The organism is Ruegeria sp. THAF57, from assembly GCF_903914075.1.
Taxonomy (GTDB): domain Bacteria; phylum Pseudomonadota; class Alphaproteobacteria; order Rhodobacterales; family Rhodobacteraceae; genus Ruegeria.
In genome coordinates, this window is record NZ_CAIWNQ010000008.1 from 156,555 (window position 1) to 178,122 (window position 21,568).

The following is a 21,568-nucleotide window of genomic DNA, read 5'->3' on the forward strand; positions in this document are numbered from 1 at the left end:
AGCCCAAAGCCCGAATATCGGGCGTTGGGTTCAGGTTTCAGCCTCCAACCCCTCGGTCGACAGGTCGTCAAGTTTGGGCATCAGGCGCAGCAATTCGCTTGCATATTCGGTTTGCGGGTTGGCAAACAGATCGTTGGTCTCTTGCAGTTCGACCACCTTGCCCTGTTTCATAACCGCGACCCGGTCGCACATCTGGCGCACCACCGGAAGGTCATGGCTGATGAACAGCAGGGTCAGGCCAAGATGTTCCTGCAAATCCTTCAGGATGTTCAGGATCTGCGCCTGAATAGACACGTCCAGCGCACTAGTCGGTTCGTCACAGATCAGGAAACGCGGCTGCGTGGCAAGGGCGCGCGCAATCGAAATCCGCTGACGCTGACCGCCCGAGAATTCATGCGGGTATTTCAGCCCAGCCTCATGACCCAGCCCAACTTGATCCAACAACTCATCCACACGGCGCTTGATGTCGGTTCCGTCCATCAACTTGTGATGGCGGATCGGTTCGGCCACGATCTCATCCACGCGCATCCGCGGGTTCAGCGAGGAGTACGGGTCCTGAAAGATCATCTGGATGTTTTTGCGATAGGCATCCAGGGCGGCTTTGTCGGTCAGGTCGCTGACCACCTTGCCATCAAAAGTGATCGACCCGCCATCAACCGGATACAGCCCTGCGATCATTCGCGCGACTGTGGACTTGCCCGAGCCAGACTCGCCCACCACGCCAAATACCTCGCCCGCGCGGATATCAAAGCTGACATCGTCGACGGCGGTGAAATAGGTGCGGTCCCATGGCAAAAGCCCACGCTTTTGCAGAAACTTCTTGGTCAGGTTTCGAATTTCGAACACCGGCTTGCTGGTGTCATTGTCGACCTTGGGCCAGTGGCGGGCCATATCCTCGATCGCAAAGCGAGTTTCACGGCCACCATAGCTGATCTGGGGAAAGCGATGCAGTTTCAGCGTCGGGCGCGGCACGGCGGCGATCAGGGATTTGGTATATTCGTGGGTCGGCTGGCCCATGACCTGCGATGTCGGGCCGCTTTCGACGACCTTACCCGCATACATCACCGTCACCTTGTCGGTGGTGTCTGCAATCACACCCATGTCGTGCGTGATCAGAATGACCCCCACCTGCCGTTCGGTCGCGAGTTCCTTGATCAGGTCCAGAATTTGCGCCTGAACGGACACGTCCAGCGCCGTTGTCGGTTCATCCGCGATGATCACATCCGGTTCCGTGCACAGCGCCAGCGCAATCACCACGCGCTGCCGCATCCCGCCCGAAAACTGGTGCGGGTATTGATCCAGCCGCGTATCAGGGTCGGGTATGCCCACCCGGTCGATCAGATCGCGAGCCCGTTTGTTGGCCTCGGCATCCGAGCCACCCAGATGCGCCTGAATGGTTTCGACCAGTTGCTCGCGCACGGTGAACAATGGGTTGAGCGAGGTCAGCGGGTCCTGAAAGATCATCGAGATCTTCTTGCCGCGCAGCCCGCGCATCGCCTCGGCGTCGATACCGCTAATCTGGTCGCCGCTTAGCTTGATCGTCCCGCTTGCGATACGGCCGGGGCGGTCCAGCAGCCCCATGATGGCGGCGCCGATCGTGGATTTACCAGCACCGGATTCGCCCACAAGCCCATGGATTTCACCCGGTTCAACCGACAGGTCAACATGGTCCACGGCAGTGAACAATTGGCGGCGGGTCGGGAATTCGACCGTCAGGTCATTGATCGTCAAAAGGCTCATGAAATCACCGCAGCTTGGGGTTCAGCGCGTCGCGCAGCCAGTCGCCCAGCAGGTTTACGGACAAGGCCAGCGCCAGAAGGGTGCAAGCCGGGAAGAACAGAATCCACCACTCACCCGAGAACAGGAAGCCCTGCCCAATGCGGATCAGTGTCCCGAGCGACGGCTGAGTCGGAGGCGCGCCAACACCCAGGAAACTCAGCGTCGCTTCGGCAATAATCGCCAGCGCCAGAGAGATGGTGGCGATCACCAGAACCGGGCTGAGGACATTGGGCAAGATGTGGCGGAACATGATCGGGAAGGATCCACGACCGATCAGGCGCGCGGCCTGAACGTATTCCTTGTTTTTCTCAACCAGCGCCGCGCCGCGTACCACGCGCGCGAATTGCACCCAGTCGGACAAGGCAATCGCGACGATCAGAACATAGATCGCCATCTCATCGCGGTATTCCGGCGGAGTGACACCTTTGGCGATCCCAAAGATCAGCATGGCGACCAGAATGGCCGGGAAGGTCAACTGTACATCGGCAACCCGCATGATCAGTGTCTCGATCCAGCCACCGAAATAGGCCGCAACCAGCCCCAAAACGACGCCAATGATCAAAGCCAACAGAACCGCCGAGGCCCCCACGAACAAGGAAATCCGCATTCCGTACAGGATGGTCGAGAACACGTCGCGCCCCTGATCGTCGGTGCCCAGAAGGAAGGTTTCCTGCGTGAACGCGTTGGGCGTGCCGGGCGGCGTAAACCCGTTCATCAGGTTCAGCGACGAAGGATCGAACGGGTTATAGGGTGCAATCAGCGGTGCAAAGATCGCCGACAGGACCAGAACAACGACAACCAGCGTCGCAATGATCGCCACAGGCGAATGCCTAAAGGACCACGCGAAATCGCTGTCCCAGAACTTGGCAAACCGCGTCTTTTCCGGGGCTTTGGGTGTATCGAGAGTATCGGTCATGTGGCCCTCGCGTCGACACGCAGGCGCGGGTCAATGGCATAGTAAAGAAGATCGACAATCAGGTTGATCGTCACGAACATGACCGAAATCAGCATCAGATAGGCGGCCATGACGGGAATATCGACGAACTGGATCGCGTTGATGAACAATAGGCCGACACCCGGCCACTGGAACACGGTCTCAGTGATGATGGCGAAAGCGATGATCGACCCAAGCTGCAAACCTGTGATGGTAATCACTGGCACCAGCGTGTTCTTCAGCGCATGGCGGAAATTGATCACCCGATCCGACAAACCGCGCGCACGGGCAAAGCGGACATAGTCAGCGCGCATCACTTCAAGCATTTCAGACCGCACCAACCGCATGATCAGTGTCATCTGATACAGGCCCAGCGTGATCGCCGGAAGGATCAGTGCCTTAAGCCCCGAGGTCGTCAGAAAACCTGTGGACCACCAGTTTCCAATCATAACGGTCTCGCCCCTCCCGAAGCTGGGTAGAAGGTCAAGTTCGACCGAAAAGATATAGATCAGCAATATCCCGATCAGGAAGGTTGGAAGCGAAACCCCGATCAGACTGACCGTCATGATGATATTCGCAGCCACCCCTTGTCGTCGGATCGCGGTGAAGACACCCAGTGCAATGCCCAGTGTAATCGCCAGAAAGCCTGACACGAAGGCCAGTTCCAGCGTCGCGGGCGCGCGTTCTGCGATGATGGTCGAAACGGGGCGGCCCTGACGGTATGAAACGCCGAAATTGCCCTGCACGGCACCTTGCAAGAACTTGAAGTATTGAACTGGAAACGGTTGATCCAAACCAAGCTCGGTGCGAAGGCGGTCGATGTCAGCCTGCGTGCGCTCTTGCCCCAGCATGTTGTCGATCGGATCGCCAACAAACCGGAACATCGAAAACGCGACCAGACCCACGACCAGCAACACGATCACGGATTGGAACATCCTTCGGACGATATATGCGAACATTCACTTTCCCCATTGATCTTCGTGTCTACGCACGCCCTGACCGAATGGTCAAGATGTCGCGGGTGACAGCGACCGTCTATCCTGCGGAGCCGTCCAGTCGACCTCTGGCCCCAGCGGGACAATACCCAGAGGATTTCTCAGCTCGGATGGTGAGAAATACCCTGCCTTATAGATGTCTGGCTTGACTGTCCGCCCGATCTCGGGTCGTGCATAGAGATCGCGCGCATATCCCCACAGGTTCGGGTAGTCAACCAGTCGTCGCAAATTGCAGCGGAATGCGTAGTGATACGCCACATCAAAGCGCGCAAGCGTCGGAAACAGGCGCAGATCAGCTTCGGTCAGGACGTCACCGCAAAGGTAGCGGTTGGTTTCCAGATGCGATTCGATCTCGTCCAGCATGGTGAAGACGTCCTGAAACCCGGCTTCATACGCCTCTTGCGTGCGGGCAAACCCGGCGCGATAGACGCCGTTGTTCAGGCGCGGGTAAATCTTTGCGTTCCAGTCGTCGATCTGCTCCACCTTGTCCGGCGGGGCAAGGTTCGGGCCATATCCTTCAAGCGTACCCAGCATCCGCACCAGATCGGCGGATTCATTGGACACAGCGCAGTTTTCGACACGATCCCACAGAAAGGGAACAGTGATACGCCCGGTATAGGCGGGATCAACCCTTTCATAGACCTGATGCAGCGCGGTGACGTTGAACAGGGGATCGGAATACTCACCCTCGAGGTCATAGACCCAACCATCGGGCGTTCGACGCGGACGGGCATAGGCAACCGTGATCGCGTCTTCCAGACCCTTGACCGCGCGGGTCAGCAAAACCCGATGCGCCCAAGGGCAATTCCACGCGGCATAAAGGTGGAACCGACCTGCCTCAAAAGGACCGTCCGGCAATGCATTGCGGACGGTCGACACCTGACGGCGGTATGCGCCGTCAAGCTTTGTGTCCGGGGCGGGGTCTTCCAAATGGTAGACCCCGGCAATCATCACACCCATGCGGTCAGTTCACCGTCACCCAACGTAGGATGAAGAAATTGTCCGGGCGTTGTGTCAGGTCGATATTGCTGCCGGTCCCCCAGACTAGGGGCTGCACATACATTGGAACGTACACATGGTCGTCCTGATAGATTGCCGTCACCTCATCCAGCATGGCCTGACGTTTTGCGGCGTCCAGCTCTGATTGAATCATCGGCAAAAGCTCATCTACCCGCTCGTTCGAATAGCCGCCGAAATTCCAACTGCCCAGTTTCTTTTCCTCGTTCGGCGTGGCGACAAGGAAACGCACGGGATGTTCGGCATCAAAGGTTCCGGGGCTCCAGCCCAGTAGATACATGTCGTAATTGTCTTCACGCAGTTCCGGCCAATAGTTGCGGACAGGCATGGCATCCAGTTCCGCCGTCACCCCGATCTGCGCCAACATGCTGACAATCGCCTGACAAACGGCTTCGTCATTCAGATAACGGTCATTCGGGCATTTCAGACCGAACGAGAACCCATCGGCATAACCGGCCTCGGCCAGCAGCGCCTTGGCCCCTTCGACATCAAAAGCAGGGCGTTCGGCATTGGCCTCGGAATAACCACTCATGGCTGGGCTGACCAATTGCGAGGCGGCCTCGGCATTGCCACGCATGGTCGTGGCAAGAATGGCGTCGACATTCACCGCATTCGCGATGGCCTGACGGACCCGCACGTCACGAAACGGGTTCGGATTGCCTGCGTCATCGGTGTATTTCAGCGCCTCGGCTTCGTGATCAAAGCCCAGCATGATCACGCGCGCCTCGATCCCCTGAATGACGTCGACATCGCCATTTTCCTTCAGGCGCGCAACGTCCTGAATGGGGACAGGGTTGATCATGTCCACATCGCCCGACAGCAGCGCCGCCACAGCGGTCGCAGGGTTCTGAATCGGGTTGAACTCGGCGCGGGTGATGTTGTGCTCAACCTCGCCCCACCAGTCGTCATGCGGCTCTAACACAGTCTTTAACCCCGGTTCACGCGCTGTCACCTTGAAGGCCCCGGTGCCATTTGCGTTGATCGTGGCGTAGTTGCCGGATTCCTTGTCGGGCACAGCGGCGTCATTGGCTTCGGTCCAGCCCTGATCCATGATCATCCAGTTGGCGATCGAGGACGGGAACAGCGGGTTGGGTGCTGTGGTCATGATGTCGACGGTATAATCGTCAACCACGATCACCTCACTGACCGGCGCGAACCAACTGCGGGTATCGGCGGCCTCACCCGAGGCGCGCTGATAGCTGAACAGCACGTCCTGCGCATCAAAACTGCTGCCGTCATGAAAGGTCACACCCTCACGCAACTTAAACCGCCAGCCATCGCCTTCACCGATCGGCTCCCAGCTGACCGCCAGTGCGGGTTCGACCGTCATGTCCTTGTCGCGGCGCACCAGCCCTTCGTAGACATTGTTGAGAAAGCCCAGGACCGGGGCCGAGTTGACGGCGTGCGGATCCATTGTCTGCGGATCAGTGGTGGAGGCCCATTTGAACTCGGCCGCATGAACGCTGGTCGCAGCCAAAAGAGCCAGGCCAATGGCGCTGTTTCTGAGGATCATTGTGATGTCTCCCTGTTTTCTGCTGCCGAGTGTTCTTGGTTTTTCGCGCCCGCGCAAGGAATTCTCAGGTCGACACAAAAAAACAGGGCGCGAAACTCGCGCCCTGCCTGATACTTGATGGAACCGATTTAGTTCATAGTGAAGTATTTGACCTTGGGCTGGTCTTCGGCATCTACTTCGATGCCTACACCGTCGGCCATACCCCAGTTCAGAACCTGATGGTGAATGGGGATGTAAAGTGCCTCATCCTGAACCACGCGCCAGATGTCGGCGATGTCGGCATTCCGTGCGTCAAGATCGGTGTTCGAGGCCAACGACTTGATCTTCGCGTCCAGCGCATCGTCCTGATAGCCGGTACCATTCCACGTGCCGATATCGTCTTCGCGACCATGTACAAGGAAGTTGAAGATGTATTCCGAGTCATATGTCGGCACACCCCAACCCAGCATGTAGAAGTCCGTCTTGCTGTCGGTGATCAGCGGGAAATGCTGCGCCTTGGGCTTGGCGTCCAGATTCACGGTCACGCCAATCTGACCCAGCATCCCAACGGCCGCCTGACAGATCGCCTCATCGTTGATGTAGCGGTCATTCGGGCAGTCCAGCCGCAGCGAGAAACCGTCAGGATAGCCTGCCTCGGCCATCAGTGCCTTGGCTTTTTCCAGATCAGTCGAGGACTCACCGTCCATATCAGCGGTCCAGCCGTTGACGAATGGCGGTGCGATCATACCCGCAGGCTGCGACTGGCCGCGCATCACGACCTGTTGGATCGCATCGCGGTTGATCGCCATCGACATCGCCTGACGCACCCGCACGTCGGCCAGAGGGTTCTTGCCATCAACGTTATCCGCTTCGATGTCGTCCGAACCCTGGTTCATACCAAAGAAGATGACGCGGTTCTGCGGGGCTTGCTTGACCATCAGGCCATCGGCGCCGTTTACGCGCTCAATATCCTGCACGGGCATGTCCTGAAGGAAGTTCACCTCACCCGACAACATCGCCGCCACACGGGTCGCAGCGTTCTGGATGGGTGTATAGACGATTTCGGTCACTTCCATCGGGAACTGGTCGATGCCCCAATAGTCGTCGTTGCGCACCATCACAGTTTTCACGTCAGGCTCGCGGCTTTGCAGTTTATATGGTCCCGTGCCGTTAGCGTTGGTGGTCGCATAAGTGATCTCGCCACCTTCGAAATCCTGCACGTTAACGGTGTTGTTCGCCTCGGCCCAGCCTTTGTCCAGAATGAACAAGTTGGTCAGGTTCGACGGCAGGATCGGGTTCGGGCCATCAGTGACAATCTCGACGGTATAGTCATCGACCGCGCGCACTTCGGTGATCGAGCCGATCAGCTCTTTCATGTCCGAGTTCGGCTGCTTGGCGCGCTCAAAGCTGAACACCACGTCTTCGGCGTTGAAATCCGCGCCGTCATGGAATTTTACACCCTCGCGCAGCTTGAAGACCCAGACATTCGGATCATCGGCCTTGGGCCCCCACTCGGTCGCAAGCGCAGGTTCAAACGCACCGGTCACATCGCGGATGATCAGCGGCTCGTACATCTGGTGGCGAATGGTGTGCGACGGACCTTCGTTTTGCGAATGCGGGTCAAGCGTCAGCGCATCGCCAGCACGCGCCCAGCGCAAGGTTTCAGCCGATGCGCCTGCCGCCATCAATGCAGTCGCACTGGCAGCAATCATCAGGTTTCTTAGGATCATTTTAGTCTCCCCGGGTTTTTGTTGATGCCGCCTTTCAACGGCCGACCGTTTTTTCGGTCGTGGTGGCCTTGATCATCCAGATCATTTTCACAGTTGCAACACCTGATTGTGACCAAACCGAATTGAAGCCGTTTCAACGCCCGTTTTGCCAAAGAACAAGTCCTCACCTCGATATCTAGGGTGTTGCGACAGTTTCGGGCGAGGGAGGATCTGAGCATCAAACAGGCTCTAATAAAAGGTAACTGCTACAAATATCGGGTGGGTTACCCAGTATGGCCCAAGAGCCGCACTATTACGCAGTAGGGTTTTCCAGCGGTTGTTTTATTTCCGCAGGCACACAACTATCGTTCCAATGAAGAAATTTTTCAGGTTTTTTGTTTCAGGCTTATTGCTTGTTGCCGTGGTTCTGATCTGTTTCCGTCTGGCAGCGGACGTTCGTGAAACCATCGCAGCCGGTCACGGCTTACCGGATGGTGGACGGCTGATTGATACGTCCGAGGGCGCTATTTTCGTGCTAGAACGCGGACAGCCCCAGAATATCCCTGTTGTTTTCGCGCATGGTACAGCCGCCTGGTCAGGCTTGTGGCAGCCAACTCTTGACGCGGTATCTGAGGCCGGGTTTCGCGCAATCGCCTTTGACATGCCACCGTTCGGTTGGTCGGAATACCCGCAAAAACCCGAGTATGGTCGGGTAAAACAGTCAGAGCGCGTCGTCGCCATGTTTGAGGCGCTGGATCAGCCGCCTATTGTCGTTGCCCATTCGATCGGCGCAGGTCCGGTGGCAGAGGCCGTCATGCGGCGGCCCGACCTTGTTTCGGGGATGATCATCGTGAACGGGGCCATTGGTCTGGGCACTCATGAATCCGCAACGGAAACACCCGTGTTTCTGATGAATCAGACCCTAAATAGGCACATTGTGGCCGCAACCATATCCAACCCTTTGCTGACCCGGACATTTCTCCGCGGGTTTATCCACAACAAGTCCGCGGCAACGCCCGAACGCGTGACCCTGTTACAAACCCCGATGCAGCGTGAAGGTTATACCGCAGCCGTGGCACAGTGGTTGCCGCATCTTTTAGTTCCGCCTCAGGATGCACTCAGCACCCGGCCAGATAACTGGCGGGCGCTCGATCTACCTGTTGGGATCATTTGGGGGGTCGAGGATACCGTAACACCGCTGGATCAAGCCGCAGACTTGCGAGCTTTGATACCCGACGCCCAATATGATGCCCTCGCCGGGGTCGGGCACATTCCGCAAATCGAAAGCCCTTTGGAATTTCAGGATACATTGATCAAAATGCTGACAAATATTGCCAACTCGCAGGGACATGAGGCCGAGTCATGACGAATTTCACCAGACGGGCCGCCCTGTTTGCCGCAGGGGGCGTTGCAGGATGGGGGCTTTCGCGTTGGTTAGGCTCGGATCTGCCGGTCTATGACGGGACCGACCGAACCTTTGCCCCGACGTCCGATACCATCATGAATGACGCCAGCGGGCTGTCACCGACACCGATCAACAAGCATCTGGTTCTGACCGAAGACGCAGGGGACAGGCTGATTACAGTGCTTCGCAACGAACTAGCCGAAGCAACCGCCGCAGGTCGCCCTGTCAACGTGGGCGCAGCGCGTCATTCAATGGGCGGGCAGGCCATTCCGCGCGACGGGACGGCAATAACCTTTGACAATGGCGCTTTGCAAATCGACAGCGCAGCCAAAACCTATCGCGCGCATGCGGGTGCGCGCTGGTCACAGGTAATTGCCGCGCTGGACCCGGCGGGGTGGTCGCCCAAGGTAATGCAATCGAACCATGATTTCGGCGTTGCGGCCACTTATTCGGTCAACGCCCATGGTTGGCCCGTGCCGTTTGGTCCGATGGGCTCGACGGTTCGGTCGCTGCGGATGCTTCTACCAACCGGAGAGCTGGTGACATGCTCACCCACCGAGAACACCGACCTGTTCAATCTTGGCATGGGTGGGTACGGCCTGATTGGGATCATCGTCGATATGGACGTGGAAATGGTCCCAAACACCCGCCTGTCCCCATCTTTCGAGGTGATGGAGGCAAAGGGCTTTGCGGCGGCCTTTCAATCCGCGATCGACGACCCTGCGGTCACGATGGCTTATGGGCGACTGAACGTGGAGCGCGACACGTTTTTCGAAAAAGCGCTGCTGATCACGTATCGCGAGGCGGATGACCAGACCGAATTACCGCCAGCCACAGGATCGGGGTGGATGTCGCACGCGGCCAGCCGCCTGTATCGGGCGCAATTGGGAAGCGAAGCGTTCAAAAGCTTCCGCTGGTGGAACGAAACGACGCTTGGGCCCGCACTGGGCGGCGGCGACGCAACCCGTAATTCCCTGATCAACGAACCTGTCGTCACACTGGACGACCGCAACCCGGACCGCACCGATATCCTGCACGAATACTTCGTGGGCTTCGATGCGTTCGACGATCTCCTGACCGCCTGCCGCGAGGTGATCCCCGCCTCGTATCAGGAGTTTCTAAACGTCACCCTGCGCTATGTCGCGCAGGATGATCAGGCGGTTTTGTCCTTCGCGTCCGAGCCCCGGATCGCCGCCGTAATGTCGTTCAGCCAGGAAATGACCCAACGCGCCGAGGCGGACATGGCTCGGATGACGCAGGCTCTGATAGACCGGATCGTCGAGATCGGGGGGGCATATTACCTGCCCTACCGTCCGCATGCGCGGCTGGATCAATTGACCTCGGCCTATGCGCGGGCACCGGAATTTGCACAGGCCAAACGCCAACTGGACCCCCGGCTTGTGCTTCGGAACAACCTTTGGGACAGCTATCTGGGGCAACTATGACCAATCTGCAAAAACTCTGCCTTGTATATTTCGTCGCGCTGATGATCGCGGCATCGCTGAACTATGTCCCCGGCCTGACGGATGAAAACGGGCTGGCGTTCGGGATCTTTGCACTCGATATCTACGACGACGCGCTACACGTCGCCTCGGCAGTCTGGGCGCTGGTGGCCGGGCTGTGGTCACACAGGGCCGCTCGCACTTTTCTGATATTGTTCGGTCTTGCCTATCTGGGGGATGGCGTTTTCGGGTTCTTCACGGGCTATGGCTATCTGGATCTGGGCATCTTCACCAACGCGTCCGCGGGAATTGAGCTGTCGATGGGACGTATTTTTGCAAACCTTCCACATCTGGCCTTGGGCGGTATCGCGGCTTGGGCGGGTCTGCGTGATATCAGGAGAACGGCATGAGATTTCTTCTGCGCTGGATGCGCCGACTGGTTCTGCTGATTGTGGTCGTCGCGATCTGTCTGGTTGCCCCGATTATCTATGTCGAAACAAGCTGCAAGGGAACGGCGCAGTTTCAACCCTATGACGCCCTGCTGCCACCCGAACACCACCGTCCCGAAACCCGGACACTGATGACCTATCCGGAATGGCACATCGTGCACGCGTATGAGGACTACGCCCAGGTTCTGCGGCAGGGCGATCCGCATGACTATGGTTTCTGGCAGGGAATCACCGGGTTCTGGAGCTCGCTCTGCGCGCTGTCGCAAAGCGCATCGGCCCATGGCGAGGTTGATGCAGGGACCAAGCAGATGATCTACGTCATCGGCACCAGTTTTACGGTCGAGCTTGCACTGAAGGCCGCCTATGAAGAGACACTGGGCCGCCTGTTCACGGCCCTGCGTGGGCCGCAACGTGCACCGCTGGATGATCTGTCGGCGCAGCAGGCCGCGGAATACGCCCAGTTTCTGCAACAGGTGCCTTGGTACAAATGGCCCTTCGCAGAGAATGCGCAAGACCTGTTGAGCGAATCCAGCGGGTCATTGCGTGACAGCGAACGCGCAATCGCCTTGGGGTTCGAAAACACGGTCAAAGACGGTTACGCCGGCTTTATCGAACAGGCGGTCGCTCAGGTGGGCACGGATGAACTGACTCTGCGCATGATTATCACCGCGCCCGAAACGCTTCCGGCTTACCCGGATGTGCAGGTCATCGGCTCCAGACCCGAAGGGACCGAGATTGAAACGCCCCGGTATCGTGAATTGACGAACCTTCTGGCCGACATGGCGCGTGATGGCGTTGATCTGGTCGAAATCGCTGGGAATGATGACATCATGTTTACGGCCCTGTCCGATCAACCAACCGAAGAGGATGCAATTTTCAGCGCTCCGCGCCAGGGATTTGACGATTACCGTCACCTGCTCGTGGTCAAGGTTCCGCAGCTTGCCGAACGACTGCGCCAGTTGGACGGCTCAGGCCTGACGCTGGAACACATCCATGACTATTAGGTCCATTCTAATCGCCCTGCCCCTTTTGGTGCTGGGCTGGCTATCGACACTTGTGGTCGTGGCTTTGCTAACGGACGAGGCGCCAGCCTATGTGGTCGTGCTGCCGCAGGACAGGTTGCTGGACGGGTTGCCGGGTGACACGGCAGTTCTAGCCGCGTCGCGGTTTAGCGTAACAGTGGCCTCGGACAGGCCGGGCTTTGCCAAGGCACTCTATTCCAGCGGTGCCCGGTTGGTTCTGCCTGCGGGCCTGCCGGGATGCCTGCCCTTGCCCAAGGTCTGAGGTTACCCTTCGAACGGCACGCGCGCCTCGTCCAAAGTTCGCTGAGCAGATGGCAGGTTCAGCGCATGTGTCACCGGGGCTGACCGCGAGATCACCCGCCCCTTGCGCACCACTGCCAGACGATGGGCGCGCAGGCGGATCGCCTCGATCGGGTCGGCGGCCTGCAACAGCACGAAATTCGCGTCACACCCCTTGGCGACGCCATACCCCTCAAGCCCCATGATCCTAGCCGAGTTCTGCGTCACCGCGTCAAAGCACCATGTCATATCGGCTCGACTGGACAATTGCCCCACATGCAGCCCCATGAAGGCCACATCCAGCATGTCGGCCTTGCCCAGCGAATACCACGGGTCCATCACACAATCAGACCCAAAGCCCACCGTGATCCCCGCATCACGCAGCTCGCGCACGCGGGTCTGACCCCGGCGCTTTGGATAGGTGTCGTGGCGGCCTTGCAGCATGATGTTGATCAAAGGGTTCGGGATCGCATGAACCCCTGACTCGACCATCAGCGGAATCAGTTTCGAGACATAGTAATTGTCCATCGAATGCATCGAGGTCAGATGCGACCCCGCAACCCGCCCGTTCAGACCCAAACGCTGCGTTTCATAGGCCAGCGTTTCGATATGGCGGCTGTGTGGATCGTCGCTTTCGTCGCAATGCATATCGACCATCAAGCCGCGCTCGGTCGCGATTTCACACAGCAAACGCACGGATTCCGCCCCGTCCGCCATGGTTCGTTCGAAATGCGGAATGCCGCCCACCACGTCTACGCCCATATCCAGCGCGCGGATGGTATTCTGCTTCGCAGTCGGGTCGCGCAGTACACCGTCCTGCGGGAAGGCCACCAGTTGCAGGTCAAGGTAATCCTTCACCTGTTCACGCACCTGCAACAACGCTTGCACGCCCTTTAGCTCATCGTCACAGGTATCCACATGGCTGCGGATCGCACCGATCCCTTTGGCCACCGCCAACTCGCAATAGCGCAGCGCACGGGCAACAATGTCATCAACGGATTGCAGCGGCTTCAACTCGCCCCACAGCGCGATCCCCTCAAGCAAAGTGCCTGAGACATTCATGCGCGGATTGCCCAATGATAGGGTCGCATCCATGTGGAAATGTGGGTCGACGAAGGGGGGTGAAACTAACTGACCTTCGGCATCCATGACCTCGACGGCGTCAGCGGTGATCCCGGCCTCGACCGCTGTAATCTTGCCGCCCTTGCAGGCGATATCCATCCCGGTCTGACCGTCCGTCAGAGTGGCGTTTTTGATAAGCAGATCGACCATATCAGCGTTGACCTTTGAACCATGGGGTAAGCAATGCGCGCGGATAATCGGCCGAGCGCGCGGCGATCACAAGGGCGATGATCGACAGGACATAGGGCACCATCAGAAAGACCTGACCGGGGACCAGCGCGCCGACCTCGGTCTGCAATCTTACCTGTAGCGCATCGAACGCACCAAACAGCAGCGCGCCCAGCAGCGCCTTGCCTGGCCTCCAACTGGCGAAAATGACCAACGCAATGCAGACCCAGCCGCGTCCGTTGACCATGCCGAAGAAAAAAGCGTCAAAGGCGCTCATGGTCAGGAAAGCGCCCCCCAGCGCCATAAGTGCCGAACCGACCACGATGGCCCCGATCCGCAGGCCGTAAACCGACAGACCCTGCGCATCGACGCTGTCGGGGTTGTCGCCCACGGCCTTGATCGCCACGCCCAGCGCAGTGCGGTTCAGCACATACCAGACCAACGCCACCAGCAGCAGCGCCAGCCAAGTCAGCGCCGTCTGCTGAAACAATACAGAGCCTAAAAAAGGCAAATCTGACAGAACCGGCAGGTCCAGCGGTTGGAATGGCTCGATCCTTGGCGGCGACGACACGTTCGGCAGCGCCGTGCGATAGGTGTAGTAACTGACCGAGGTCGCGAACAACGTGATCCCCAACCCCGAAACGTGTTGTGACAATCCCAAAGGCACTGTGAGGATCGCATGGAGCAGCCCAAAAAACGCTCCTGCCAGCGCCGCGACCAGCACGCCACCCCACAGACCCGCGCCCAGCCAGACGGCCATCCAGCCGCACATGGCACCGACGACGAATATCCCCTCGATCCCAAGGTTCAGCACGCCTGCGCGTTCACAGATCAGCGCCCCCAGTACGCCAAAGATCAACGGTGTCGCGATGCGCAGAGAGGCCGCCCAGAAGCTTTCAGAAAGCAAAATATTGAGAATATCCATCATGACACGGCCCTCGCGGTGCTGGCCCGGACAATGCGATATCGGGCGACAAACCCGCCGACCAGAACGCAAAGCAGCGAAACCGAGACGACCAGATCCGCCAAGAAAGACGACACGCCCATCGCACGGCTCATGCTGTCTGCACCCACAAAGACCGATGCGATGAACAGCGCCGCAATCACCACGCCCACCGGCGACAGCCCCGCCAGCATCGCCACAACAATGCCGGTATAGCCAAAGCCGGGCGACAGGTCGGCGGTCAGGTATCCCTTCAGACCCGCGACCTCACTCACGCCCGCAAGCCCCGCAAGGCCACCCGACAGGATGGCCACGCCGAACAGCGACCGGTTGACGTTGATCCCTGCGTGGCGCGCGGCGGCGGCGTTTTCACCCACAGCGCGCAGCTTGAAGCCCCAGACGGAACGCGCCAGCATGAATTGGGCCAATCCCGCCAGTATTAGAGCCAAAACAAGCCCTGAATGCACCCGCATTCGCTCCATCAGTGGGGGCAGCATCCCCTGATCCAAAACCGGTGCCGATTGTGGCCAGCCCAACCCCATCGGATCCTGCAGCGGCCCTTCCAACATCATCTGCACAAAGATCAGGATGATGAAATTCAACAGCAGCGTCGTCACCACCTCATCCGCGCCAAAGCGGGTTTTCAGATAGGTTGGGGCGACCATCCCCGCCGCCCCTGCAGCAGCACCCATTAGAACGATCAGCGGCAACAGAAGAATGCCCGTGATATCCAGTACCCCTGACCCGATGGCCACCGCAGCCATCGCGCCCAGATACAACTGACCCTCGGCCCCGATATTCCACAGCTTTGCGCGAAAGGCCAAAGCGGCGGCCAGCCCGGTGAATATCAGCGGCGTGGCGCGTGTCAGCACCTCGGAGAACGCAAACACCGAACCGAAAACGCCGCGAAACATCTCGGCATAGGCGGCGATCGGGTTTGCCCCAGCCGCCAGCAGCGGGATTGCGGCAAAGCCCAGTGCGATCACGGCCGACAGGATGGGAACGCCCAACGTGAAAGCCCGCGACTGCGTCTGACGTAGTTCGATGCGGATCATGCCGGTTCTCCTGCCATCATCAGCCCGATCTGTTCACGGTCGCGCCCCGGTGCCTCGTGCAGTTCTCCGTCGCGGATCACCACGATGCGGTCGGCGAGGCTCAGCAATTCGTCGAGATCCTCGGAAATCAGCACCACACCCGCCCCTCGCGCCCTTGCGTTCAGCAGGCGCTTGCCCACTTCCGCTGCGGCACCCATGTCCAGACCGCGTGTCGGCTGGTTCGCAAGGATAAGGCGGGGCGAAAGATCGAAGACACGTGCCAGAATAAGTTTCTGGATATTGCCCCCGGACAACAGACGCGCAGGCGCATCCACGCCCGGCCCGCGCACGTCATAGGCTTTGGACAAACGCTCGGCGTTGTCCTGGATGTCCTCGCGGCGCAACAGACCGTATGACTGAACCTCGGGATCTTTCAGCCGTTCGATAACCATGTTTTCGGCCACACTCATGGCGCCGACGATGCCCTCGTGGTGGCGATCTTCGGGGATGCGACCAACCCCCGCACGCACCATCTTGGCCGGGGTGGGAGACGCAATCTCGACCCCATCCACCTTGATTAGACCCTGCTCAGGGCGCACGAGACCTGCGATGACATTGGCAAGCCCGCTCTGACCGTTACCAGAAACCCCGGCGATCCCCAGAATTTCATGCGCGTGTACCGTCAGGTCGATCGCCGTCAGCGTGTCGCGTTTGGACCGCCCCGCGACCGATACGCCCGACATGGTCAGGACCGGATCACCGGGCGTCAGATAAGAGCCGGCAAGCTCGGGTGTCTCAGCGCCAACCATCATCTGCGCGATCGACTTCTCATCCGCTTCGGATGTGGCCATCTCTCCGACTTTCCGCCCATGCCGCAGGACAGCAATGCGATCCGAAAAGGCCAGCACTTCGCGCAGTTTGTGACTGATGAAGATCACCGACAGACCTTCATCGGTCATCAGGCGGATGTTTTCGAACAATGTATCCGCTTCTTGCGGGGTCAGAACGGCGGTTGGTTCGTCCAGCACCAGAATGCGGGCATTGCGGTATAGCGCCTTGAGGATTTCCACCCTTTGCCTCTCGCCCACCGACAAACGGCCAACCGGCGTATCAAGGGGGGCAGACAGGCCGCTTTGCGCCATGATGCCTTCGATCCTGCGCCGTGCCGCGCGTCGATTACGGCGCAGGGACAACAGAGGCTCCGATCCCAAGGTTATGTTATCGAGGGCCGAGATATTTTCGGCCAATGTGAAGTGCTGGTGCACCATCCCCACGCCCGAAGCCAGCGCCACTTGCGGGTGGCCCAGCGGCAGAGGGCGCAACACCCCGCCTTCGTCAGCGACCTCGATTGAACCGGCGTCGGGCAAGTAATGCCCGAACAGCATATTCATCAGCGTGGTCTTGCCCGCGCCGTTTTCGCCCAGCAGCGCCAGAACCTCGCCTTTGTTCAGGGTCAGGCTGACATTGTCATTGGCTATGACCGGGCCGAAGTGCTTGCTCAACCCGTTGAGTTTCAGAACTATGGAATCTGTCATTGGAAAAACGGGCCGGTTTGTGGACCGGCCCGAATAAGATCAGTTGTCAGAAACGGGTCGGTCGTCGTTCACGTTGACGCGGAAAAGCCCGTCCATAATCTCGGCCTGTCGCGCGTTGACCGCTTCGACCACGTCGGCGGGCACCAGTTCTTCATCCAGAACCATGGAACCGCCGCCATATCCCATAAAGCTGTACTGGCCGTAATCCGCAGCCTCGAACGAGCCGCTGGCGACATTGGTAATGGCCTTGTCGATGGTAGGCTCCATGTGCCACAGGGCCGACGCCATGATCGTACCGGGATAATCACCCGACGTGTCGATCACGTTACCAACGGCTTTGACGCCACGCTCTACCGCAGCATCCGACACACCAAAGCGTTCGGCATACATGATGTCCGCGCCTGCATCCATCATCGCAATCGCGCTTTCTTTGGCCTTGGGCGGGTCATACCAGCTGTCGATAAAGGTCACGAGGAATTTGACATCCGGGTTCACCTCGCGCGCGCCATCCATGAAGGCGTTCATCAGGCGGTTCACCTCGGGGATGGCATATCCGCCGACCATACCAATAACGTTCGATTCCGTGGCCGCACCAGCAACCATACCGGTCAGGTAGGACGGCTCGTGAATCCAGTTGTCAAAGACCGAAAAGTTCGGACCAACAGGCCCAAAGGACGAACCCATCAAAAAGGCCGTGTCCGGATAATCCTTGGCCACCTTGCGCGCGGCGCGCTCCAGCCCGAACACCTCACCCACGATCAGTTGCGAGCCCTGTTCGGCATATTCACGCATCACGCGCTCATAGTCGGTGTTGGCCACATTCTCGGAAAAGACGTATTCGATATCGCCCCTTTCAGCCGCCGCGTTAAGCGCCTTGTGGATACGGCTGATCCATTGCTGTTCCACGGGCAGCGTATAGATCGCTGCAACCTTGACCGTTTCAGCCGCAGCCACGCCGACAGAGTATATCGTTGACGCCGCCGCAACAGCGGCAAGCAACAGTCTTCTTGTCATGTTATTTTTGGCCATCACACTCTCCTGTTTTCAGGGATGGCAGCATTTTTTTACTTTTCAGTCAAATTTTTTCCGATCAACAGCGGTGTATGAAACAGCCGGATGAGCAATTTTTGGGCACTGAAATCGGGGCGTTTGTTTTGGGCAAAACCAACGCGCCCCGGACCTGATCTAGGCCGCTCGGGTGGCCCGATCCAGTACATTGGTCAGTTTTCAAAACGAGGCATCGCGGCCTTGGGAATGCGCGCGCCATAGTGCCGAATAACTTCACCTGACAGCTTTTGACCCCACGCGATTGCAGCCGCCTGAGGCTGCCCGCTCAAGCGTGCCGACAGATAACCCGCATTGAACGCATCGCCAGCCCCGGAAGTGTCACGAATTCCTTCGACCTTGGGGGTCTCAGTCGTCGTTATCTGACCTTCCGCCAGCGCGATCATGGGGGCCGGGCCGTTCTTGACGACAATTTCCGAAATACCTGCCGCCCTCAGCCGTTCAACCGTATGCGCCGGGGACGCTTCGCCCCATAGACCTTGTTCGTCATCAAAGCTGGGGAATGCGATGTCGGTGATCTGGTTGAATCTGGCGATCGTCTCACGTGTTTCTTCGGCAGACGTCCAAAGCCGCGGTCGTATGTTCGGATCGAAAGAAACCAAGGCGTTGGCCGAGCGTGCTTCGGCCAGCACATCCCATAAAACCGCGCGTGCTTGGGCCGATAGAATGGCCAGCGTAATCCCGGACAGATGGATCAGGCCCGCGCCCTTAACCACCTGCTGCAACCAATCGCGATCTTCTGCAAGCAACCGCGCCGCCGAAGTCTCGCGCCAGTATTGAAAACTACGTTCGACGCCATCCAACTCGATCATATACAAACCCATGGTTCGACCGGTGACCCGGCCTATACCATCCGTTACCAGACCGTCCTCGTCCAACTGCTGAAGAAACGCGGACGAGACCGTGTCGGTTCCGACCTTCGTGACGAAGCCAATCGACGCCTTCTCGCCAAGCATATGCGCCATATGCCAGGCGGTGTTGAACGTATCCCCGGCAAAGCCGCGCTTGTATGTACCGTCGCCCAGATCGGCCATTTCGATCATGGCTTCACCAATCGCGACGGCCTTGTTTGACGCGAAACTCAGCAAGGCACCGTCTCCCCATCGTTTTGATCGTAGATGGCCCCGGTTAACCACGCGGGCCAGTCACGTTCGAAAAAGGTGCGGGCGTCTTGATCAAACCTGCGTATTTTTCGGTGCGTCACGACCATATCCTCGCCGTCCATATGAACGAGAAGTTGTTCGCTTTTGTCTGCGTCTCGTTCGGATCGAAACCTTACCTCCGGTATCGGACCATGCGCCGCTTGGGGTAGAGCATCCCCGTTTGGATCGCAGATTGCACGCGCCCCACGGCTGCCGCCGCCCTTGGCAATATAGTGATCCAGCGCCGCCAGCACCGCCTCTGAGGCCAGCGCCATTTGCTGCCATTGCAACACGCGCCCGACCTCGCCGCTGCGCTTAAACGAGATCCCGTTGCGCCGGATTTGCGCGTTCAGGTCGCTGGCTGCCTTGTGCGCGGCCGATACGTCCTTGGGCGTGCACAGGATGCCGGCGTGATCGCTCATGCGGGCCTGAACTTCGGAACGAATATCGGCAGCGTCGCGGGAGCTGTTGGTATTCAGAGTTGCCTCAATCCGGGTCAACGCGCGTTCTGCCAAGGTTGTGGCGTCCAGTTTCGACGCCTCATGCGCCATCCGGCTGGCCGCGATATGTTCCGCGACACGGGTGCCAAAAACCTGTCCGGCGTTCAAAGCCGATCCACCGGGGCGCGTGACGCCGTGGGTGCCTGCGGCCTCTCCCACCGCATAGATCCCGGCGACGTTGGTGCGGCCCCAGATATCCACGGCAATGCCGCCGTTCATATGCTGGTTGTTCACCGCGAATTCCAGCGGGTCGGTGGTGATGTCCACCTTGTAGCGCTTATACAGCTCGATCGAGAGCGGGTTCATATGGCGCAGTCGGTCGATTGGCTGATCGTGAACGGCCCCGGCATGTCGCAGGTAGCTGCGCACATCGTCATCCAAACGGTCCAGACTGAACGGCTGATCACCCGGCACAGGCAGAAGGTTGCGGTTGAAATCCATGAACACCCGCCGACCCTTTTGGTTTTCCCGCACGATCGCCAGATCGACAAGGCTGGACTGAAAATCCAGCATCCGCGTGGCGTGGAACGGCCATTGATAGCCCTTGCGGAAGATGTTCGAGGCCATCTCTTGCGTGGTGCGATAGTAGTCAGCCAGAAAGTGATGCTCGGCCCCGCTGTCATCCACCGAATAGATATGCGGGATCACTTGCACATAGGTGCCCGACAGGTTCCAGGGAAACCCCTCGCGCCGCGTACCGATGCCGAACTGACTTTCGGTGATGTTGACCAGTTCCAGACCGGCCTCAAGCGCAAGCCCCAAAGTGCCGAAACAGCCATTGGGGAATACGCTGTCGCGGTACAGCTCTCCGGGCCCTCCGGCCGCGAAGACCAGTGCATTGCAGGTGAACAGCATCAGACCATAGGGGTTTGCGTCAGAACTGGCCTTGGGGCGGATCGCCAACAGGCCAACCACGCGGTCATCTTGGGTCAGAACGTTTACGGCCGTCGTATGGTTAAAGAAGGGGATATCCAGCCGGATCGCCTCTGACGCCAGCACCTGCACCATCAATCGCGAGGTGCGGGGGCCGCAGCTTGTGGCACGCCCGACCTCGTCATGATCCGTCTGGTAACGCAACGTACCGCCCAGCGCATCCTGCGGCAGGGGCAGCCCAAGATATTGCAGGGATGCCATCGCGCGGATCGAGCCGACGGCTTCGATATAAGCCGTGTCCTCGTCCATTGCCCCGCCTGCCCCAATCGACGCCGCCATATCCTGAAAGTCATCGCCATGATCTTTCGTATTTGCCGTGTGCAGAGTCTGCTTGTCAGAACCAGAACAGGCCGAGGTCCCGCCCCACGCGCTTTGGCTAATGATGGTCACGTCCACGTCGCGCCTTTTCATCTCGACGGCTGCGCGCAACCCGGCGGCTCCGCTGCCGATCACAAGACCTCCGCAGGCGTGGACCGGAATGTCATACCCGCCGATCTGGACTGTGTTCGACAATTCCGGTTCCGGCCGCAGGCGCGGCATGGCCACATCGGTCAGCGCATCTAGAATATCCTGAGGGACAGTGGTGCTCATGAAGATCGGTCC

The 21,568-nt window shown here is 58.9% G+C and carries 18 protein-coding genes; 5 read left to right on the plus strand and 13 right to left on the minus strand.

The features are described 5' to 3' along the window. Nucleotides 1–30: 30 nt before the first annotated feature. The 6 genes from RUESEDTHA_RS17470 to RUESEDTHA_RS17495 form a co-directional block, all read right to left on the minus strand. Nucleotides 31–1,740 (minus strand): ABC transporter ATP-binding protein, encoded by a 1,710-nt coding sequence (locus RUESEDTHA_RS17470; protein WP_180887958.1) that lies wholly within the window; start codon nucleotides 1,738–1,740, stop codon nucleotides 31–33. A 4-nt stretch (nucleotides 1,741–1,744) separates the two neighbouring features. After that, complete coding sequence (locus tag RUESEDTHA_RS17475) at nucleotides 1,745–2,695, minus strand: ABC transporter permease (RefSeq protein ID WP_180887959.1); 951 nt, start codon at nucleotides 2,693–2,695, stop codon at nucleotides 1,745–1,747. Beyond that, nucleotides 2,692–3,672: an ABC transporter permease gene (locus RUESEDTHA_RS17480; RefSeq protein WP_180887960.1), complete on the minus strand. Its 981-nt coding sequence runs from the start codon at nucleotides 3,670–3,672 to the stop codon at nucleotides 2,692–2,694. Before RUESEDTHA_RS17480 ends, RUESEDTHA_RS17475 begins: the two co-directional genes overlap by 4 nt. Before the next feature lie 48 nt (nucleotides 3,673–3,720). Continuing rightward, nucleotides 3,721–4,668 carry a glutathione S-transferase family protein gene (locus RUESEDTHA_RS17485; protein WP_180887961.1) on the minus strand — a complete coding sequence of 316 codons (948 nt, stop codon included), beginning with the start codon at nucleotides 4,666–4,668 and terminating at the stop codon, nucleotides 3,721–3,723. Nucleotides 4,669–4,672: 4 nt separating this feature from the next. Next, complete coding sequence (locus RUESEDTHA_RS17490) at nucleotides 4,673–6,238, minus strand: ABC transporter substrate-binding protein (RefSeq protein ID WP_180887962.1); 1,566 nt, start codon at nucleotides 6,236–6,238, stop codon at nucleotides 4,673–4,675. Between the two features lie 128 nt (nucleotides 6,239–6,366). Then, entirely contained in the window at nucleotides 6,367–7,947 is a 1,581-nt protein-coding gene (locus RUESEDTHA_RS17495) for an ABC transporter substrate-binding protein (protein ID WP_180887963.1), read from the minus strand. Between the two features lie 352 nt (nucleotides 7,948–8,299). Here RUESEDTHA_RS17495 and RUESEDTHA_RS17500 point away from each other — a divergent pair, with 352 nt between their 5' ends. Genes RUESEDTHA_RS17500 through RUESEDTHA_RS17520 form a run of 5 tightly spaced genes read left to right on the plus strand, consistent with a single transcriptional unit; the run spans nucleotide 8,300 to nucleotide 12,506 of the window. Further along, entirely contained in the window at nucleotides 8,300–9,292 is a 993-nt protein-coding gene (locus RUESEDTHA_RS17500) for an alpha/beta fold hydrolase (RefSeq protein WP_180887964.1), read from the plus strand. After that, a complete protein-coding gene (locus RUESEDTHA_RS17505; RefSeq protein WP_180887965.1) occupies nucleotides 9,289–10,776 on the plus strand; it encodes an FAD-binding oxidoreductase in 1,488 nt (495 codons plus the stop codon). The genes RUESEDTHA_RS17500 and RUESEDTHA_RS17505 overlap by 4 nt, the downstream gene beginning before the upstream one ends. Next, entirely contained in the window at nucleotides 10,773–11,183 is a 411-nt protein-coding gene (locus RUESEDTHA_RS17510) for a DUF4383 domain-containing protein (RefSeq protein ID WP_180887966.1), read from the plus strand. Before RUESEDTHA_RS17505 ends, RUESEDTHA_RS17510 begins: the two co-directional genes overlap by 4 nt. Further along, nucleotides 11,180–12,226, plus strand: a complete 1,047-nt coding sequence (locus tag RUESEDTHA_RS17515) for a hypothetical protein (protein WP_180887967.1) — start codon at nucleotides 11,180–11,182, stop codon at nucleotides 12,224–12,226. The genes RUESEDTHA_RS17510 and RUESEDTHA_RS17515 overlap by 4 nt, the downstream gene beginning before the upstream one ends. Then, nucleotides 12,216–12,506: a hypothetical protein gene (locus RUESEDTHA_RS17520; protein WP_180887968.1), complete on the plus strand. Its 291-nt coding sequence runs from the start codon at nucleotides 12,216–12,218 to the stop codon at nucleotides 12,504–12,506. The genes RUESEDTHA_RS17515 and RUESEDTHA_RS17520 overlap by 11 nt, the downstream gene beginning before the upstream one ends. Before the next feature lie 2 nt (nucleotides 12,507–12,508). On the opposite strand, the gene RUESEDTHA_RS17525 is transcribed toward RUESEDTHA_RS17520, so the two are convergent. The 7 genes from RUESEDTHA_RS17525 to RUESEDTHA_RS17555 form a co-directional block, all read right to left on the minus strand. Next, entirely contained in the window at nucleotides 12,509–13,795 is a 1,287-nt protein-coding gene (locus RUESEDTHA_RS17525) for an amidohydrolase family protein (RefSeq protein WP_180887969.1), read from the minus strand. Between the two features lies 1 nt (nucleotide 13,796). Further along, entirely contained in the window at nucleotides 13,797–14,738 is a 942-nt protein-coding gene (locus tag RUESEDTHA_RS17530; protein ID WP_180888000.1) for an ABC transporter permease, read from the minus strand. After that, a complete protein-coding gene (locus RUESEDTHA_RS17535; RefSeq protein WP_180887970.1) occupies nucleotides 14,738–15,811 on the minus strand; it encodes an ABC transporter permease in 1,074 nt (357 codons plus the stop codon). The genes RUESEDTHA_RS17530 and RUESEDTHA_RS17535 overlap by 1 nt, the downstream gene beginning before the upstream one ends. Continuing rightward, nucleotides 15,808–17,325 carry an ABC transporter ATP-binding protein gene (locus RUESEDTHA_RS17540; RefSeq protein WP_180887971.1) on the minus strand — a complete coding sequence of 506 codons (1,518 nt, stop codon included), beginning with the start codon at nucleotides 17,323–17,325 and terminating at the stop codon, nucleotides 15,808–15,810. Before RUESEDTHA_RS17540 ends, RUESEDTHA_RS17535 begins: the two co-directional genes overlap by 4 nt. A gap of 39 nt (nucleotides 17,326–17,364) precedes the next feature. Continuing rightward, nucleotides 17,365–18,354: a BMP family protein gene (locus RUESEDTHA_RS17545; RefSeq protein WP_180887972.1), complete on the minus strand. Its 990-nt coding sequence runs from the start codon at nucleotides 18,352–18,354 to the stop codon at nucleotides 17,365–17,367. A 191-nt stretch (nucleotides 18,355–18,545) separates the two neighbouring features. Then, entirely contained in the window at nucleotides 18,546–19,478 is a 933-nt protein-coding gene (locus tag RUESEDTHA_RS17550) for a sugar kinase (protein WP_180887973.1), read from the minus strand. Further along, a complete protein-coding gene (locus tag RUESEDTHA_RS17555) occupies nucleotides 19,472–21,556 on the minus strand; it encodes an FAD-binding protein (protein ID WP_180887974.1) in 2,085 nt (694 codons plus the stop codon). The genes RUESEDTHA_RS17550 and RUESEDTHA_RS17555 overlap by 7 nt, the downstream gene beginning before the upstream one ends. Between the last annotated feature and the right edge of the window lie 12 nt (nucleotides 21,557–21,568).

Bases quoted from the DNA above. Each gene is read 5' to 3' on its own strand.
- RUESEDTHA_RS17470 (WP_180887958.1), bottom strand. From the start codon at position 1,740: ATGAGCCTTTTGACGATCAATGACCTGACGGTCGAATTCCCGACCCGC.
- RUESEDTHA_RS17475 (WP_180887959.1), bottom strand. From the start codon at position 2,695: ATGACCGATACTCTCGATACACCCAAAGCCCCGGAAAAGACGCGGTTT.
- RUESEDTHA_RS17480 (WP_180887960.1), bottom strand. From the start codon at position 3,672: ATGTTCGCATATATCGTCCGAAGGATGTTCCAATCCGTGATCGTGTTG.
- RUESEDTHA_RS17485 (WP_180887961.1), bottom strand. From the start codon at position 4,668: ATGGGTGTGATGATTGCCGGGGTCTACCATTTGGAAGACCCCGCCCCG.
- RUESEDTHA_RS17490 (WP_180887962.1), bottom strand. From the start codon at position 6,238: ATGATCCTCAGAAACAGCGCCATTGGCCTGGCTCTTTTGGCTGCGACC.
- RUESEDTHA_RS17495 (WP_180887963.1), bottom strand. From the start codon at position 7,947: ATGATCCTAAGAAACCTGATGATTGCTGCCAGTGCGACTGCATTGATG.
- RUESEDTHA_RS17500 (WP_180887964.1), top strand. From the start codon at position 8,300: ATGAAGAAATTTTTCAGGTTTTTTGTTTCAGGCTTATTGCTTGTTGCC.
- RUESEDTHA_RS17505 (WP_180887965.1), top strand. From the start codon at position 9,289: ATGACGAATTTCACCAGACGGGCCGCCCTGTTTGCCGCAGGGGGCGTT.
- RUESEDTHA_RS17510 (WP_180887966.1), top strand. From the start codon at position 10,773: ATGACCAATCTGCAAAAACTCTGCCTTGTATATTTCGTCGCGCTGATG.
- RUESEDTHA_RS17515 (WP_180887967.1), top strand. From the start codon at position 11,180: ATGAGATTTCTTCTGCGCTGGATGCGCCGACTGGTTCTGCTGATTGTG.
- RUESEDTHA_RS17520 (WP_180887968.1), top strand. From the start codon at position 12,216: ATGACTATTAGGTCCATTCTAATCGCCCTGCCCCTTTTGGTGCTGGGC.
- RUESEDTHA_RS17525 (WP_180887969.1), bottom strand. From the start codon at position 13,795: ATGGTCGATCTGCTTATCAAAAACGCCACTCTGACGGACGGTCAGACC.
- RUESEDTHA_RS17530 (WP_180888000.1), bottom strand. From the start codon at position 14,738: ATGGATATTCTCAATATTTTGCTTTCTGAAAGCTTCTGGGCGGCCTCT.
- RUESEDTHA_RS17535 (WP_180887970.1), bottom strand. From the start codon at position 15,811: ATGATCCGCATCGAACTACGTCAGACGCAGTCGCGGGCTTTCACGTTG.
- RUESEDTHA_RS17540 (WP_180887971.1), bottom strand. From the start codon at position 17,325: ATGACAGATTCCATAGTTCTGAAACTCAACGGGTTGAGCAAGCACTTC.
- RUESEDTHA_RS17545 (WP_180887972.1), bottom strand. From the start codon at position 18,354: ATGGCCAAAAATAACATGACAAGAAGACTGTTGCTTGCCGCTGTTGCG.
- RUESEDTHA_RS17555 (WP_180887974.1), bottom strand. From the start codon at position 21,556: ATGAGCACCACTGTCCCTCAGGATATTCTAGATGCGCTGACCGATGTG.